17 protein-coding genes and 1 pseudogene are annotated in these 15,437 nt (G+C 66.8%); 4 read left to right on the top strand and 14 right to left on the bottom strand.

Going from position 1 to position 15,437, the window contains the following annotated elements; translation table 11 throughout:
- Positions 1-41: 41 nt before the first annotated feature.
- From ABD808_RS01765 to ABD808_RS01755, 3 genes are all read right to left on the bottom strand, one after another.
- Complete coding sequence (locus tag ABD808_RS01765; protein WP_344888499.1) at positions 42-1,472, bottom strand: hypothetical protein; 1,431 nt, start codon at positions 1,470-1,472, stop codon at positions 42-44.
- Between the two features lie 283 nt (positions 1,473-1,755).
- Complete coding sequence (locus ABD808_RS01760) at positions 1,756-2,922, bottom strand: outer membrane protein assembly factor BamB family protein (RefSeq protein ID WP_344888496.1); 1,167 nt, start codon at positions 2,920-2,922, stop codon at positions 1,756-1,758.
- A 660-nt stretch (positions 2,923-3,582) separates the two neighbouring features.
- Positions 3,583-3,960: a hypothetical protein gene (locus ABD808_RS01755; protein ID WP_344888493.1), complete on the bottom strand. Its 378-nt coding sequence runs from the start codon at positions 3,958-3,960 to the stop codon at positions 3,583-3,585.
- Between the two features lie 663 nt (positions 3,961-4,623).
- Here ABD808_RS01755 and ABD808_RS01750 point away from each other — a divergent pair.
- Positions 4,624-5,035: pseudogene (locus ABD808_RS01750) on the top strand (RidA family protein).
- A gap of 51 nt (positions 5,036-5,086) precedes the next feature.
- Here ABD808_RS01750 and ABD808_RS01745 read toward each other — a convergent pair.
- The 7 genes from ABD808_RS01745 to ABD808_RS38420 all read right to left on the bottom strand — a co-directional run bounded on the left by ABD808_RS01745 (position 5,087) and on the right by ABD808_RS38420 (position 7,662).
- On the bottom strand, positions 5,087-5,518 hold the full coding sequence (locus tag ABD808_RS01745; protein ID WP_344888490.1) for a hypothetical protein: 432 nt from the start codon (positions 5,516-5,518) through the stop codon (positions 5,087-5,089).
- Between the two features lie 58 nt (positions 5,519-5,576).
- Positions 5,577-5,879: a hypothetical protein gene (locus ABD808_RS01740; RefSeq protein ID WP_344888487.1), complete on the bottom strand. Its 303-nt coding sequence runs from the start codon at positions 5,877-5,879 to the stop codon at positions 5,577-5,579.
- A 162-nt stretch (positions 5,880-6,041) separates the two neighbouring features.
- The gene (locus ABD808_RS01735; RefSeq protein WP_344888484.1) at positions 6,042-6,467 is read right to left on the bottom strand and encodes a cytotoxic translational repressor of toxin-antitoxin stability system; all 426 of its coding nucleotides are present in this window, start codon (positions 6,465-6,467) and stop codon (positions 6,042-6,044) included.
- Positions 6,464-6,880 (bottom strand): prevent-host-death protein, encoded by a 417-nt coding sequence (locus ABD808_RS01730; RefSeq protein ID WP_344888481.1) that lies wholly within the window; start codon positions 6,878-6,880, stop codon positions 6,464-6,466. Before ABD808_RS01730 ends, ABD808_RS01735 begins: the two co-directional genes overlap by 4 nt.
- A gap of 164 nt (positions 6,881-7,044) precedes the next feature.
- Entirely contained in the window at positions 7,045-7,221 is a 177-nt protein-coding gene (locus ABD808_RS01725) for a DUF397 domain-containing protein (protein WP_344888478.1), read from the bottom strand.
- A complete protein-coding gene (locus ABD808_RS01720; protein WP_425548873.1) occupies positions 7,212-7,472 on the bottom strand; it encodes a Scr1 family TA system antitoxin-like transcriptional regulator in 261 nt (86 codons plus the stop codon). The genes ABD808_RS01725 and ABD808_RS01720 overlap by 10 nt, the downstream gene beginning before the upstream one ends.
- A 13-nt stretch (positions 7,473-7,485) precedes the next feature.
- On the bottom strand, positions 7,486-7,662 hold the full coding sequence (locus tag ABD808_RS38420) for a Scr1 family TA system antitoxin-like transcriptional regulator (protein ID WP_425548881.1): 177 nt from the start codon (positions 7,660-7,662) through the stop codon (positions 7,486-7,488).
- 49 nt (positions 7,663-7,711) lie between these two features.
- Here ABD808_RS38420 and ABD808_RS01715 point away from each other — a divergent pair, with 49 nt between their 5' ends.
- Positions 7,712-8,092 (top strand): ATP-binding protein, encoded by a 381-nt coding sequence (locus ABD808_RS01715; protein WP_344888472.1) that lies wholly within the window; start codon positions 7,712-7,714, stop codon positions 8,090-8,092.
- 8 nt (positions 8,093-8,100) lie between these two features.
- Here ABD808_RS01715 and ABD808_RS01710 read toward each other — a convergent pair whose 3' ends face one another.
- The 3 genes from ABD808_RS01710 to ABD808_RS01700 are packed head-to-tail and all read right to left on the bottom strand — an operon-like array spanning position 8,101 to position 11,131.
- Positions 8,101-9,777, bottom strand: coding sequence for a serine/threonine-protein kinase (locus ABD808_RS01710; protein WP_344888469.1), 1,677 nt, complete (start codon positions 9,775-9,777; stop codon positions 8,101-8,103).
- Entirely contained in the window at positions 9,774-10,538 is a 765-nt protein-coding gene (locus ABD808_RS01705) for a hypothetical protein (RefSeq protein ID WP_344888466.1), read from the bottom strand. The genes ABD808_RS01710 and ABD808_RS01705 overlap by 4 nt, the downstream gene beginning before the upstream one ends.
- A 23-nt stretch (positions 10,539-10,561) precedes the next feature.
- Positions 10,562-11,131 carry a hypothetical protein gene (locus tag ABD808_RS01700; RefSeq protein WP_344888463.1) on the bottom strand — a complete coding sequence of 190 codons (570 nt, stop codon included), beginning with the start codon at positions 11,129-11,131 and terminating at the stop codon, positions 10,562-10,564.
- 191 nt (positions 11,132-11,322) lie between these two features.
- Here ABD808_RS01700 and ABD808_RS01695 point away from each other — a divergent pair, with 191 nt between their 5' ends.
- On the top strand, positions 11,323-12,240 hold the full coding sequence (locus ABD808_RS01695) for a zinc-binding dehydrogenase (RefSeq protein ID WP_344889543.1): 918 nt from the start codon (positions 11,323-11,325) through the stop codon (positions 12,238-12,240).
- Here the strand turns inward: ABD808_RS01695 and ABD808_RS01690 are convergent.
- The gene (locus ABD808_RS01690) at positions 12,224-13,414 is read right to left on the bottom strand and encodes an alpha/beta hydrolase family protein (protein ID WP_344888460.1); all 1,191 of its coding nucleotides are present in this window, start codon (positions 13,412-13,414) and stop codon (positions 12,224-12,226) included. The two genes, ABD808_RS01695 and ABD808_RS01690, sit on opposite strands and share 17 nt — an antisense overlap.
- Positions 13,415-13,531: 117 nt before the next feature.
- On the opposite strand from ABD808_RS01690, the gene ABD808_RS01685 reads away from it, so the two are divergent.
- Positions 13,532-15,436 (top strand): TNT domain-containing protein, encoded by a 1,905-nt coding sequence (locus tag ABD808_RS01685; RefSeq protein ID WP_344888457.1) that lies wholly within the window; start codon positions 13,532-13,534, stop codon positions 15,434-15,436.
- Position 15,437: the final 1 nt, after the last annotated feature.

The following is a 15,437-nucleotide window of genomic DNA, read 5'->3' as shown; positions in this document are numbered from 1 at the left end:
TGATCGACGCAGCCGCCACCTGGCGGTATCCGCGTTCGTACTCAGTTCGCCGAGGCGGGCTGCGGTTCTTTCCCGTCCGGGACGTCCTCGACTGGCGCCGCCTTCCGGTCGGACGGGATCCGGCGCCCCCACGCCATAGCCGCCGCGAAACACGCGAATGGCAACGCGGGCAGCATGTAGCGGTAGTCGAAATCCACCGTGACGGGCGGAATCGCCAGCAGCATCACGCCGGTCGTCCAGAACAGCGCCGTCCGCGCACGCGCACGCCGCCAAACGATCCCGGCGGCCCCGGCCAGCAGAACGACCCCCAACACCGTGCCGGGCACGCTCACATGCTCCTGGTAACCGCGCATGACACCGGCGAACGGACCCACGATGTGAGTGCGTCCCGTGCCGTGCGCGTATTCACGTACAACCGTCCGCCTGTCACCCCCACCGAGCACGGGCAGTTCAGGCTTCTGCGCAGTGGGCCGAGTCGGGAAGTGATACCGAGCCTCTGTACCCACGGTCGGATACCGGCTGCGGTGCCACGAGAACGTCCGGACGAAGAAGTCGTACGACACGACCCGCGCATAGTCGAGCGGTTGGTTCCGGATCGCCCACAACGCGAACCGCTGCGCGTCCGCGTTCGTCTTCGCGTCGAACGCCTCACCGTTGGACCACCCGGTCGGCGACCCCTCCTGCCAGATCTGGTGGGACGAGGACGGCCGATGGTTCTTCGGCCCATGCGGGCACAACCTGGCCAGGTCGGGGGGCGGCTTGAAGGAGTCGCAGTCGGCGAACGCGGCCGTCCGCCCCCACAGGAAGATGCCGTCCACCCCGGTCATCGCGAACCGGCCATTCTCCTGCTGGAACCACGTCGCGTACGCCCCCACGGGCAGGACGAACGTCACCGCGAGAGCCACGTACACGGGCCACCGCGTCCGCCGCACCAGCAGATACAGCACGGCGATGAGGAACAGCGGCACCCCGACCGTCCGCGTGACCGACGCCACCCCGAGCAACGCCCCGACCAGCGCGGCCCGCTGCCACCCCGTCGCCCCTGGCTTCGCCAGTAGGAGCATCGCGCCGAGCGCCAGAACAGTGAACAGTGTGTCCGACAGAAGCAGTTGCTCAAGCTCGATCTGGTAGGCGTCCAGCAGAACCGGCGCGACGGCCACCGCCGCCCACGCCCGCCGCACGTCGAAGTCGCGCACCAGCATCCGGTACCCGACCACCGCCATCCCGACGATCGCCGCGTGATGCAGCGCCGTCACCAACGCCAGACTGTGGAACGGCTTCAGCACCCACAGAAACAACCCGTAACCAGATGGTCGCAGCGGATGCGGAAACGGATCGTTAGCGATTCGCAGGAAGTCGTAACTGTCGTTGAACCACAGCACGCCCCGGAACCCCAGCATCGTGATGACCCGCAGAACGACCCCGGCCAGCAGCACCACGCAGAAGAGCCGGTTACCCCTGACCACACCCATCACCCCACGCACCGTGGGAAGGCGACCGACCAGAGGGGAGAGCAACACCGGGACCCTAACTGTGGACGTGCGGGCGGACATCAATCCTGCGCCGACCGGGGCTCGGCCGCGCCACACCCGGGGCGGGGACCTGGGCTCGTCACCCCTACCGCCCACTCATCGGCCGAGATCTTACCAGCGCCCCCCAACCCCCACCCGGACGATGCGGCGGCGCCCGCCCCCTCAGACCAGGCCCCACCGCCCGCGACCAGCCGTCCCACGGGCCGGTCGCGGGCGGGCCGCATCACTTGTAGGCGCTGATCCCGTCGTGGTTGTAGATGACGATGTGCCCGGCCGCCGCGGCGACCAGCCCACCTCCACGGTTGGTCTCCTGGGTGAAGATCTTCTTGCCGTTGGTCGCGTCAAGGATGTTGATCCCGTGTCCCTGTGCGATCAACGTTCCGTCCACGATGCCGACCTTGTAGGTGTCCGTCTTGAACTCGTCGTTCCACCCGCGTGAGTTCGTGAGCCAGAGCTGGTTTCCGCTGAGGAGGTCGTAACCGAGGAACTTCTTGTTGTCGTTGACCCGCATGTCCTGCGCGACGATGACCGTGCCCAGCACGCCGGAGACCTCCACCAGGGTGTCGGGCAGGCCCTTGACCCACAGACCGCGACCGGTGCGGACGTCCGTCGCCCACATCTTCTCGTAGCCCAGGCTGACGACGATGTCGCCACTGGACATGATCGTGTCCACCTTCTCCAGCCGGGGGAAGTCCCACGAGACCGGAGCCTTCAGCTCGGGAGTGAACGCCCATGCCGTCTGGACTTGCGAGCCTATTTCCCTGTAGTTGGTGGGCTCCTTGGTGACCACGACGATGCGTCCCCCGGCCACGATGGGCCCGGCGACGATGACCTTCTTCTTGCCCACCGTCTGATAGCGGACACGACCGGTCGCCGGATCCACGCCGACTATCTTCGCGCCGTCGCCGTAGTAGAACACGCCCTTGTAGAAGACACCAGGAGCCTCTTTCACGCGAGCGTGGATCTGCGGATAGTTCTTCCGCGCCTTCACCTTGACCTGCCACCGCTGGGCCCCGGTCGCCGAGTCGAGGGCGGTGTACACGGCGGGCTGCACATCGAGAGCGGTGTCGTCGGTCTTGCCGCCCGCCACGACGACGATTCCGTTGCCTCCCACCGGTGACGAGTTGATGAGCCAGGGAACCATCTTCCGCCAGAGCCGCTTGCCGGTCGCCCCGTCGAAGGCGGTCATCTCCCCGTTGGGGCCCTTCTCCGCATTCCCGAGCGGACCGTTGAAATTCTTACGCAGGGTGAACGCCCGTTGCCCATCGGAGGTCATGCCGTAGATGTGGGGGACTTCGTCCTCCTGCGGCACTCTCCAGTCTTCGTTGAAGCCCGCCCAGCGGTGGCTCGGCACGTCCCACTTCGGCGACCCGGCACCGGGCGTTGGCACGCCCGCGGCCACCTGGTGGGGCCCGTTGTAACCACGGCCCATCAGGACGAACACTCCGACCCTGGCGACAACCGCCCCTAAGACCACGACGGCGACGAGAACCCACGGCCATTTCCGCTTACGTCGCTTCGCGGGCGGCCCCGGCGGCACCCCGAACGGCGGCCCGGGAGGCCCCATCCCCGGGTTCGGCGGGGGCCCGGGATACGGACCGCCCTGATGCGGCGAAGGCTGCCAGGGACCCCCACCTTGCGGCGGCACTGGCTGGGGCCCCGGCGGCGCCTGCCCAGGCCAGGGTCCCCCCGGCGGAGGCCCCCCGGGCCCCTGCGGAAAATGGCTCTGACCGCCCCCGGGATATGCACCCTGCGGTGGAAAATTCTCTGACATAGGTCAATCCTAGTAGCGCTTCTAACGGCCCGAAGAGTAAACGATGACTGTCCCAGCCGCCCGTGCAATCCCTTCGATCAAGATCATCAAAAGTACGCTGGTCAGGAGACAGAACAAACAACACGACACTCCACGCTGCACGCGAGCCCAAGCGCGGCAGCAAGATTCACTGGCGCGAAATCGCCCGGAGAGAATCGACGACCACACCGAGATACAACGGAGCCCCGGCCGGAAAGCCGGGGCTCTGTCAGCCGATACGGCGAACGCGGAACGTGGCTACCCTGCGGCCTGAGTCGCGCACTCCTGAGAGTCCTTGTTGAGCTTGTCGGCGTCCAGGCTGTTGGCGTTTTTCGGCCGGATGACGGGCGACGTGGGCTCCGGCATGTCATAGCCCTTCTGCCGCATGCACTCCACGACCTTCATCAGCGACTTCTTCTGCGCATCAGTGAGCTCACTCCCGTTGGTGCCGCCGCCCCCGTTCATGGAGCCGCCGCCACCACCATTGCCGGTGATCGTGCCGCCCCCGTCGGGATTCGCCGAGGTGCTGGCTCCGGCCACCGGCGCCGGGCCGGGCCCGTCATCCGAGTCTCCACAGGCGCTCACGCTGACCGTGAGCGCGGCGGCCATGGCGGGGATTACCAGGAGCTTCTTCATCACAACTCTCTCTTTTGTTTGACCGTGTACAGGGGGAGCGGCCTTGTGGCGTCTTCCGCTCGGCTGTGGACGATCCGCGTCGACCGTGCCGGCGACGACCGCACCTCGCACCCCAGGTCGGCATCCCCCCGGAGCCGCGCCCCCCTGAAGAATGCCGATCCCGACCTCACGACACGGAACACGGCGTGATCGTCCAAAGAGGCCGATGTGCCACGCCGTCCCCAGACCGAGCAGCAGTCAGCCAATCATGAGAAGGATGGTTTCGTCATCGTTTTCGCCATAAACGCTCACATCTTCAGCGCATCAGACGGAAGCGCAGGTGATCATCGCCACCATCACTGTGCAGCCAAAAACCGCCGACCAACGAACCAAGACACTTTTGCTGCCCGACGACCCCACCACCCAACGCTCAGCATCGCCCCGCCCGCCTTTGTCACCAGACCACCATTTACCGTCCTCGCCCCAAGACCAGAAGGCTCCGCCCCCACCTCTCCAACCGCGTCGCCGAAGGCCGAGCCGTTCCCCGCGCTGGGCAACCCGGGGATCCAGCACGCCTACGACAGCGGCCCATCGCAGGAGTCGGCGGACACAAAAATGCGTCGAACACGGAGTCGATCTTTGGGAGGGTCGTGAGCGTCCCGGATCTACCGCGAAAGGAAGCCCGTGCCGAGTGCCGTCACGTTGATTCGCTCCGCGTCCCTGTCCGATATCGCTGAGTACGCCTACGCGGCCACGGCCCCGGCCGAGTCGCGGCTGATCTTCCTGGCCGGAGCATGCCCGCTGAATGAGGACGGCTCCACCGCGGCGATCGGAGACGTCGCGGGGCAGGCGGCCAAGGCCGTGGAGAACATGCGGACCGCGCTGGCGGACTCCGGCGCGTCCCTGCACGATGTCATCAGCACCCGCGTTCTCGTCGCCTCCCCACCGGCGGGAGGACCTGGTGACGGCGTGGGGGGTCGTCCGGACCGCGTTCGGCGACCACGACGTGCCCTCCACGCTGATGGGCGTCACCGTGCTCGGCTACGACGGCCAGCTCGTAGAGATCGAAGCCACCGCCGCCGTACTCGACTCCTAAGCCAGCGAACACCGCGTCACCGGAAGGCGGCCTGTCGCGTACGTGGCTGGCTTATCTGCTCGCCTTCCACCGGACCCACGTGGCGAACCCGTCGCGTGGGTCGGGGGCAGCCGGGCCGGACCGCCACTCGGCCAGGAACTGCCGAGCGTCGTCCGGCACCTCACGGTGTGGTGCGAGTAACGACGTCAGTTCGTCATACCGCGCGTCGACCCCTCCGTACCCTGGATGCTTGATCAGCCCGGCTTCATAGCGCCGGTAGATCGCGCATTGCTCTCGCTCCATCGTCACAGCGTCATCGCTCGCGGGCCACACGTGGTACTCGACTTCATCAACCAGGTCGACATAGTTGAGGCTCTCGAAGTAGTGCACGATGCCATCGACCTCAGCAAGACCCCCGCGTATGCCGTCCCACCAGTCCGGCTCGAAAAGGACGGGCCCGAAGCCTTCGGCGATGAGTCGATCTCTGCTCCAGACCTCAGCCACATCACCAGAGTAGACCGCGTCGTGTTGCCCGGTCGGCCACCGGCTCCATGCAGCCCGACTACTCCTGAGGCGAGATCTTGGCGGCTATCTCGGGGATCGGCTTCCAGCGGGGGCCCCGTCGCTTCTCCCGGATCTCGCGGAGGACGCGAACCTCTTTGTCGTCGTCGACCTCGTTGGAGATCAGGTGAGGTCGATAAATTCTTCGGCCCTCAAAATCGTAGATCACCACGAACCGGTATCTGGGGAACGCCTTGATCTCGATGCCCTGGACCGCCTGCCATGGTGTCGCGATGGTCCGGAACAGTCCGTGCTTCAGGACGTGGTCGCGCGACACATAGGTTCGCGTCCATACCTCGGCCACCAGATGAAAGACAAGGCCCCCGACCAGTTCCCGGGCAACGCCCGCCCAAGAGCCATCACGCAGACCCCCAGCTGATCGACAGAGTCCTCTGCCGAGTCGACAACAGCCTTCGATGCGGAAGCCGCCACTCTTGGTGAGGGTCGTCGTCCCGAAGACGAGCAGCTAGGCGCCTTCGGTCCAGTACCTTTGCAGCCTCGCGACGGCGTCTTGCTTGTTCATGGCCGCCACTTCGGCCTCGTCGAGTCCCACCCGCGTGATCAACAGGTGGACGAGGTCGGCGGGCAGTGCCTCTGCGGGCGGCTCGGGCATCCCGCGATCGGGTACAACACCGTCCTTGACGCAGGACCAGAAGGCATCCTCGCCCACCAACAGTTGATCGCGGAGAATGTGACTCCAGATGGCGGCGCCGTAGGTGCTTCGATCGACTGGATGGGAGATCCGCGTCCTCAGGATTCGGCCATCAAGAAGCCCCAGTTCATAGGTGACATGGTGGGTGCCGGTTCTCCCACGGGCGTCACGTACAGGTTGCCAGCCTTCAGTGCGGCAGAAACGATCATGGTCTTGGCGGGTGGGCTGGGGCCAGGTCACCGAGTCTGTCCCACCAACCACTCACGCAACTGGTCATCGTCGCTGAGGCTGATCAACTGGACCAGCCCCCAGTTTTCCCGATGGTTAGGCGCATCAAGCAGATGATCCTGCCAGTCTTCCGCGTACTCGCGGAGCGCATCGGCCATCTCCAAGACCGCCTCGTCGAAGGTCGCGCCGTCTGCGGCTACGGGCAACCCGGGGATGAAGATCGACCAGCCACCGCCTTCCGAGACCACCTGAGCGCGAGAGGGAGTGACCATCGCGAGGTAGTGTCGCAGCCTCTCAACGTCAACGAGTGCTGTCGTGGCTGAATCGCGACGCACCGTGGCCACATGCCCTCTCTCGGCTGCGTCCAGGAGCGCCTTGAGGTGCCCCCGGGCCTCGGTGTAGCTGTCATAGTGAACGGCGGCCATGGCAGTACCTCCCATCGAACTCGCCTCCCAGTGTCGCGCACGTACGTCAAGTACGTCAAGTACGTGACGTACGCGGCAGTGTGTTGTCTGGTCGGCTTGCGTGTCCTGATGCGGACGTGAGGGAGCCCCGGCTGGTAGACCGGGGCTCTGCGGCTTGCCGGGGGCTATTGCTGCTTGAGATGGGTCAGGAGGGCACGGAAGGCGGTCGGGTCGAGAAGGAGCTTGGGTCCGTCTGGGTCCTTGGAGTCCCGCACGTGGACGCTCTTGGTCAGCGTTGCCACCTCCACGCAGTTGCCGCCGAGGTTGTCGCTGTGGCTAGACCTTCGCCAGGTCAGCTCCATCGTTCCTTCAGAACCTTTCGAATGAGAGTCCGGGATTCTGCCACCGTAAGGGCATTCGCTTGAAGGGTGGCAAAAGCCTTGCTTGCGTAGAGCGTATCGGCGGGGTCCCTGGACGTGTGCCCACCGTTGAGGTTGGCCATGTGGACGACCTCGTCACCGTTGTCCTGGGTAGCCAACGTGAAGGGTGCGTGCACGCCGGGGTAGTAGGCGATGGGCGCGATCTGGAGGTTCACGTGCTCCAATTCAGACATGGCCAGGAGGCGTTCACACTGGGTCCGCATCACTTCGGGTCCCCCGGACAGCCCGATGCAGGACGCTCTCGTCAAGGACCACGCACAGGGTGGGTGGGTTGTCGCCGCTCAGGATCGACTGTCGGCGCATGCGTGCGGTGACCGCCTCTTCACCGGATAGTAGTGCTCTGATGTAGTCCTCGTGTTGCAGAAGGCCGTAGACCTGCGGGGAGTAACGAGAATTCAGGAGGTGATCGTTTATGCAGGTCCCCGCGATGATCGTCGTTCCGGTGGAGGGCGAGTCCGTGAAGGTGGCACGGGACTGGGTGGAGGGTGTTCTGGAGAGGCTGGGGCGGGAAGCCTATGTCGCGAAGGTCGTGGTGTCGGAGCTGGTGACGAATGTTCTCCAGCACACCGACAGCGTGGAGGTGACCGTGCGGATCGTCGAGGCGGATCAGGGGGCGGTCGTTGAGGTGCTCGACTCGTCCGATGCGATACCCGCTGTCGGGACGGCCGGTCCGCTGAGTGAGGAAGGACGGGGGCTCGCCATGTTGGGGGCGCTCGTCAAGGAGTGGGGTGCCCAGCCGCTCGGCGGCGGTGGGAAAGCCGTCTGGGCGCTGCTTCGCGATCCGGCCGCGTGAGCAGGGGCTCAGCCGTCCAGCACCTCAAGTACGGGCAGGGTGCCGTTGATGGTGGCGCCTGCTGATTCTGGTGGGATCGCGGTCTGTTCGCGCAAGGTGGTCGTGATCTTCATGGGCACGCGCGGGGTCACCAGGTATTTGCCCGGTGGCAGCAGGTCGTGATCTGGGAGGACGATCCTGTACGTCGTCGTCCAGCTGCTCATGGTGGCGCACTCGGCCTGGACGAATGGCTGACGCTCGCCGGTGGTGTCGCCCGAAACGGGGAGCGTGATCGCGTTCGTCGTCTTCTGAGGAATGTCCTTCCGCTTGAGCGGAGGCATCCGGTAGAAGCCGAGTTTCTCGCCGTGCTTGGAAGCATCGTCGAGGCCGATGCTCCACTTGTAGAAGTGGGTCTTCGGTGACTTCGTTCCCTGGCCGAAGCATTGGCGTCCGCCGCCCGGCGGGTAGTAGACGCCTTCCGGTGTGCGTGCGTGGAACTGTTCGATGAGGCGAACCTCTGTCCCGACCTTCGCTTTGGCTGGTCTGAGCGTGTACTTGAGGTCGATGTACGGGGTCTCGGCGGCGGGCATATTGGCCTGGCTGAGGAGGACACCGGGTTTCTTGAAGTACGAGTGGACACCGGCGTGACTCGTCCCGCCGACGCTCGGGCCTGGCCAGAAGAACCAGCCAGCGATCACGGCGCCTGCTCCCACGGCCCCGATGCTGACCGCTCCCTTGGCTCCACCGATCTTGGTCAGGAAGCCCTTTGACGCCGACATGCCGGTGTGGGCCAGGCCCGAGGTGCCGGGTGTCAGGAGTGCGCTTCCCAACGTTGCCAGCGGGATCGCGGTCGCGACTGTCGCGGCGACGGCGCCGAGTGCGATGAGACCCCGTCGCTCCCAATTGGGTCCGTAGTTCTGGACGGCGATGGCCTCTAGTTCGTTGACGAATTCGAAGGCGTTCCACACGCGATCGGACGGGCGTTTGGCCAGCCCACGTCTGACTAATGGGTGCAGGTGCTCGGGCACCTGGTCCAATGGCACAGGACGTTCGGTGTGCGCGGTTCTCAACTCGTCCAGTGTCGACCCTTGGAACGGCTTTCGGCCCGTGATGGATTCGACGAAGACGCAGGTGGCCGCGTACAGGTCGGTGGCGGGGGTGGCGGGCTCGCCGGTCCACTGCTCGGGTGACATGTAGGCGGGAGTTCCGGCTTGGCCGCCCTGTCCGATGAGGACGGCGATGCCGAAGTCGATGAGTTTGCTCTGCCCGTCGTCCTGGACGAGGACGTTTCCAGGCTTGTAGTCGCGATGCACTACCCCGACTGCGTGGGCCGCGGCCAGGCCGAGCAGTGAGCCTTTCAACGTCGCGAGAGCGGCCTCTGGTGCGAGTGGCCCGTCGTGTTCGTCCAGCATCTTGCGGAGCGGGCGTCCGGGCACCGCCTCCAAGATGATCGCCGCACCCCAGGGGGACTCCCGGTAGTCCAGCAGCCGCGCGACGTGCGGATCGACCACGCGTTTGAGGAGCTGTGCCTCGTCCCGGAAAGTGTTGCGCGCTGTTGTGTCGCCGAGCAGCTCCGCGGCGAGGTACTTGATCGCCACAGGCGGGCCACCTGATTCGTGTCGCGCGAGCACGACCTCGCCTTGCGACCCCGTCCCGAGTTCCGCCAGTTCGACGAATCCGGGCAGTCGATGCTCGCGCGCTATCACTGGCCAGTGTTCGTCTGGATCTCACCGACGATGAACGGTGTCGGCGCGGACGACACGGTGTTGGGATCGAGATCGCCTTCCTGCGCGTCGCATCCGGCGCCTCTGCACGTCCAGCTGACGTCCCATGTGATGGTCGCGGTGATCTTGTACGATCCGCCGGGTTGTGAGGCGGACGATCGCGCGTAGCGATAGGTGCAGGTCTTGCCGTTCTTGCTGCCCCCGTCCTCGCACGTGATCTTCTTCTCGCCGAGATCCCAGGTCACGGACTTGGGTGTCGCCACGAGTTGGACGAGTTGCCCGTCCCCCTCGATCGGTTCCGTCTGCACATTGCCGAAGCCTTCGACCCACAGAGACGTCCGCAGCCCCACATAGGTCTTGTCCGCTGGGGCCGTGTGCACGATCGGCACGGGGAAAGCGGTCGCCGCGCGGGCGGTGGCGACCAGATCGGCCGTGCTGGCGGGTGCGGCGCCGAGCGGTGCCGCGCCGCCGGGCACCGAGACGAAGCCCTGTGCCTCGTTGGCGGTCAGGCCCTCCGGGGGTGGAGGGAGGATGGGGCCGCTGGCGCCGCCGCCGCCGTTTCCACCTCCGCCGCCGCCCTTCCCGGGTTTGTGGGACGTGACATTGCAGGTTCCCGTTCTCGGGTTCGTCAGGTGGCAGGGCGCGGCCTGCGCGGGAACGGCCGCCACCAAGGGCGTCATCAGTGCTGTCGCCGTGATCGCGGCGGTGGCGACGCGGCGTCCGGTGGGAGTGTGAGGAGACATCGAGTGTCCTTCCCTGCTGCTCGTCAGCATGGGCGATCCCGAACAGTCGCGGCGACCTTCCAGGTGCCGGAGTCGTACTGGACCGTGGCCCGGTACACGAAGGCCCCGCCGGGAACCGAACCCGTCCGTTTGCCGGTTTTCGCGGAGTAGCGGTAGGCGGCGAGGGTGCGGACGCAGTCGATGACGTAGATCTTCGTGCTGTCCTTGGCGCGGGCGTAGACGCGGGGGTTGAGCGTGTTGGTGAAACGCCAGATTTCGCCCTTGGCCTTGGTCGCTTCGAGGTCGTTGGAGACCTGGCTCAGGAGGGGGTCCATGGTGACGGCGGGGAGCTCGGCGGGGTCGTTGGTCTCGTAGGCCTTCTTGTAGGCGGCCTGGTAGGCGCGGTAGCGGTCGAGGACCGTTTTGTAGAGCTGCTCTGGTGGGATGCCGGACGGTGGGGCGGCGGCGGGCGTGGCGGCGGGGACGTCGTCGTTGAGGGAGCCGTTGGGGGCCAGTTCGCCGCTGGAGGACGAGCCGGACGTGCCGCACCCGGCGACCAGGCAGACGGTCAGGACGAACCCTGCGGCGGGGGTACTGACCAACCGGGCGCGCATCGCTATCCCTGGCAGCTGACTACGGGGCGGAATACGCGCAGAAGCTTACAGAGGCCGGTGTGGCGAGAAAAGAGATTCGTTCGGAACGGATTGACCTGCACTGCGCTTGAGGTAGCACGCTGCTGGTGAAGGACGTGATGGGAGGGATTTTCGTGCGTGCTGTGTGGTTGAAGGAGTTTGGCGGGCCGGGAGTGTTGGCCGTTGGGGAGGCTCCGGATCCGGTGCCGGGGGACGGGCAGGCGCTCGTCGCGGTCGAGTTTGTCAACATCACGTTCGTGGAGACGCAGCTGCGGTCGGGCACCGGTCCGGCTCCGGTGCGGTGGGAGCTGCCAGTCATTCCCGGCAATGGGGTCGGTGGTGTGGTGGCGGCGGTCGGGCCGGGTGTCGATGCGCGGCTGGTCGGACGCCGGGTCGTGAGTAGCACCGGCGGGACGGGTGGGTACGCGGAGCTGGCAGCCGTGGACGCCAGCGGGCTGTTCGAGGTGCCGGACGGTCTGGCGCTCGACGACGCGGTGGCGCTGCTCGCGGACGGGCGGACGGCGACGATGATGCTGCGCGCCGTGAAGCCGCGTCCGGGGGAGCGGGTGTTGGTGGAGGCCGCGGCCGGTGGGGTCGGGACGTTGCTCGTCCAGTTGGCGAAGGCGGCGGGTGCCGTGGTCGTCGCGGCGGCCGGTGGGGAGCGGAAGCTGAAGGTGCCGGTGGGGTTGGGTGCGGACGAGGCCGTCGACTACCGCGAGCCCGGCTGGGCCGGTGCCGTGGGTGGCGTTGACGTGGTGTTCGACGGTGTCGGCGGCGAAGTGGCGCGGGAGGCGTTCACGCTGCTCAGGCCGGGTGGGCGGATGGTCAGTTTCGGGCTGGCCAGTGGTGAGTGGGCCGCCGTTCCGGAGGCGGAGGCGGCCGAGCGGGGCGTGACGCTGGTGCGGCCGCAGGCGACCCCGGAGACGTTGCGGGAGTTCACCCAGAGCGCCCTTGCGGAGGCGGCGGCCGGGCGGTTGAGGCCGGTGATCGGGCAGCGTTTCCCGTTGGACGGGGCGGCCGACGCGCATCGGGCCATCGAGTCGCGGGCCACGGTCGGTAAGACGCTGCTGGAGGTCAGGCGACCTTCTTGAGGAAGGTGCCGAGGTTGTTCTCGTAGGCGGGTGGGTTCACGTTCCACGCTTCGGTGTGGCCGCCCGCTGTGCGGACGTGGGTGACCATGCCCGGTGGGGCCGTCCTAGCGAAGGTGTAAGAGGGGCCGTTGGCGACGGTCTCGTCGTCGTTGGTGGTGAACAGGAGCACCGGTGTGCTCAGTTCGGGCGCGTACCGGCGTTGGTCGTAGTCGGACAGGTCTATTCCGATGCGCTGCTCCAGGACGGTCTTGGCGGTGCCGGTGAGGAAACGCGGCAGGTGGCGTTCGTCGCCCTGCTTGTTCAGGGTGGCGTTCCAGTCCATGACGGGGGAGTCGAGGACGACGCCGCGTACGAACGACGTAAGCCCGGGTAGGACTCTCATGGTCATCGCACCGCCCATCGACCATCCGTACAGGACGACGCCTGTCGCTCCATGTGCGCGGGCGTAGCCCACGGCAGAGTTGACGTCGTGCCATTCGGTGTCGCCGAGATGGTTCTTTCCGTCGTCGGACGGTGGCGCGCCTACATCGTTCCTATACGCGATGGACAGCATCGGTAGGCCCTGGGCATGGACGGCCTTCATGGCGCGGAACGTCTCGGCCTTGTCGGCGTTCCGTCCGTGGATGGCGATGACCCAGGTCCTCTTGGGTGAGGCACCCGGCAGCAGCCAGGCGGGCATTGGGCCAACCTGGGTCATGTACGTGACGTTCTGAAAGTCGAGACCCAGAGCCTTCTTGGGGTCGCCGTCGTAGACCCAGTGGTCGATGGCGGCGTGGGCGCCCTTCACCAGCGTCCCTTCGACGACGGAGGTGACCTTCCGCTCGACGTGCTCGTCGTTTCCGCCGACGACGGGACCCAGCAGCGCGCGCCCGTTCTTCCAGATGAGCGCCCACGTTCCGGGACGCGCCGTCGCCGCGTCGCGGGGCAGCGTCACCGTGCCCGGGGACTGGCCGGGCCCGGCGACGTTCTCGATGGTGAGCGGAAAGTCGATCGACTGATCGACCCTCAACGCGACACTTGAGAAGTGCCAGCTGATGCTGCCGACGGCCCCGATCAGCAGACTGACGACGAGAACGGGGGTGCCGACCAGCAGGAGCGCGCGTCGGCGCCACGCGTGCCGGACGGGTGGTTCGGAGGCGGCGGGAGCGGGCGTCTCTGGAACGGTGGTCGACACAACATGGAAGGTAACCCGGTTCGGGCCTTTGGGGTGACCGCCACTCCGCAAATGGTGATCATCCCGGTTAACCTGCCGGAAAGGTGCCATCGACCGGACGCATGGAGGGCTCGCGGCGTGACGGTTCAGAACGATCGCATCGCGGAGATCGAAGGCCGGGTCATCGCGTTCGCGCGGGGGACGGCGCCGTCCGGGTGGCGGCGGATCGACCTGCACTGCATCGCGACCGTCGCCGTCAACGACGTCGCTTTGACCGTGCTGACCGGCGAGGGTGAAACGGTCACGGCCGAGACCGTCCCGCAAGAGCTGACCGGTCTGCTGATGGACCTGCGCCGTGCGCACTACCTGTCCGAGCAGGGAACCTGGTTTTCGATGGTCGCCGTCATAGAGCCCGAGTCTGCACGGCCTCTGTACAACTACGACTTCGATCCGCTGTGGGATCCGCCGATCCCGGTGGAGTACTGGCGGCGCGACCAGATCGTCATGCCGCGTGATGGCGCGAACGTGCCGGGCTGGCTGCGTGACCGGCTGGAGGGGCGTGAACCCGAGGGTGGCCCCGCGCCCGACCCCGGTCCGTTGAACCCAGTCGAGCAGATGGAGTTGCTGTCGAACCAGGTCACGCTGGTGATCGCCGACCACGCACCGCCACTGTGGCGGACGGTCTCCGGGCACTACCAGGCGGTCGGCGGGCAGGTGGAGTTCCCCGCGATGACGTGCCACCGGGAGGACGGCGCCGTGACGCCGTGGACGCCGCCCGCCACCGCCGCGAGCCTCTTCGACCGGCTCCGCGCCGGGACGCACGCCTTCCAGGGTTCCACCTGGTCCCGTATCGACGTCGAGGTCGTCTACGAGGGCGGGCAGGTGCGCTGCGAGGCGAGCTTCACGAACGACGAGGAGCCCCGGTGGGACGTGGCGCCGTCCGCCGCCGACGTGCGGCGCGAGCTGGAGCGGTTCCCGCGCGACGACGTTCCGGAGTGGATGACGCGGCTGCTCGGTACCCGTCCGCAGCCCGTGACGGTCGCCGACGAGCCGATTCCGCCGCCCGGCGGGCTGCGCAAGGCCCGCATCTTCGACCACGCGGGGCCGGACGGAGGCCCTCCCGGCGTGTCGCGCCCGGACGTCCCGCCGGACGAGGTCGAGCGCGTCACCGCGTACCTGCGGGAGGGGCCGATCGTGATGGCGGCCCGTTCCAACGCCCCTGACAGGCTCGATCGGTCACGTGGCAAGGCCGTCCCGTTGACGTTCCACACAGACGGGACTTGGGTCTGGTCAGGAGCGGTGGCTTACTACCTGAGCGAGCATGGTGTCGCCCCAGAGGCCGACCTGGTCGCGCACATACGCGCCAACGGTTTCCAGGTGCCCGAGGTGGATGAGGACACCATGAACGCCGCCAACGCCGTGGTGACAGGACGAGACGTCCCCGAACGCATCCTCCCCGAAGAACCACAACCAGACTGGACGACCACACTCCAACACCGTCTCGACCAGCTCCGCGTGGATCGTGCCGCGTACCGCATCGACGGCACGGCAGAAGGCGCCTGGTGCCTCGTCCCAGAAAAGGACCGCTGGACGGTGTTCCAGTGGCGAAACGGTGAGCGGCACAAGGAAATCTCGTTCGACGACACCGAGCAGGCAGCCGCGCACCTTCTCGGACAGCTCCTTCTCCAACCGGGCAACACAGTCCCGGCCGAGCGGTTCGAGCCCCTCCAGGGCGAACCCCCGCTTTCCCTCCTCCGCGACCGGCACGTGACGGAACTGCCCACGGGAACAGAAGTGGACCGGTACGGCGACCCCGACGGCAACGTGGCGTACACGGCGCGCACCCCGTATCCGTACCGTTCGCTGCCCCGCGAATGGCAGGACCGTCCGTACCACGTCTACCGCCTGCGACGGCCCGTGGACGCGCTGACCGGCACAGCCGTTCCGTGGTTCGGGCAGCCCGGCGGCGGCAAGGCGTACGTGTTCGGTCGTTCGATCGCCGAACTGCTTGCCGACGGCGTCCTCACCGAGGTGGAGAACTAGG

Source organism: Actinomadura meridiana (assembly GCF_039537545.1).
In the GTDB taxonomy this organism is placed as follows: Bacteria; Actinomycetota; Actinomycetes; order Streptosporangiales; family Streptosporangiaceae; genus Spirillospora; species Spirillospora meridiana.
The sequence above is the reverse complement of the archived record's forward strand: the minus strand, read 5'-3'. Positions and strand labels throughout refer to the sequence as shown.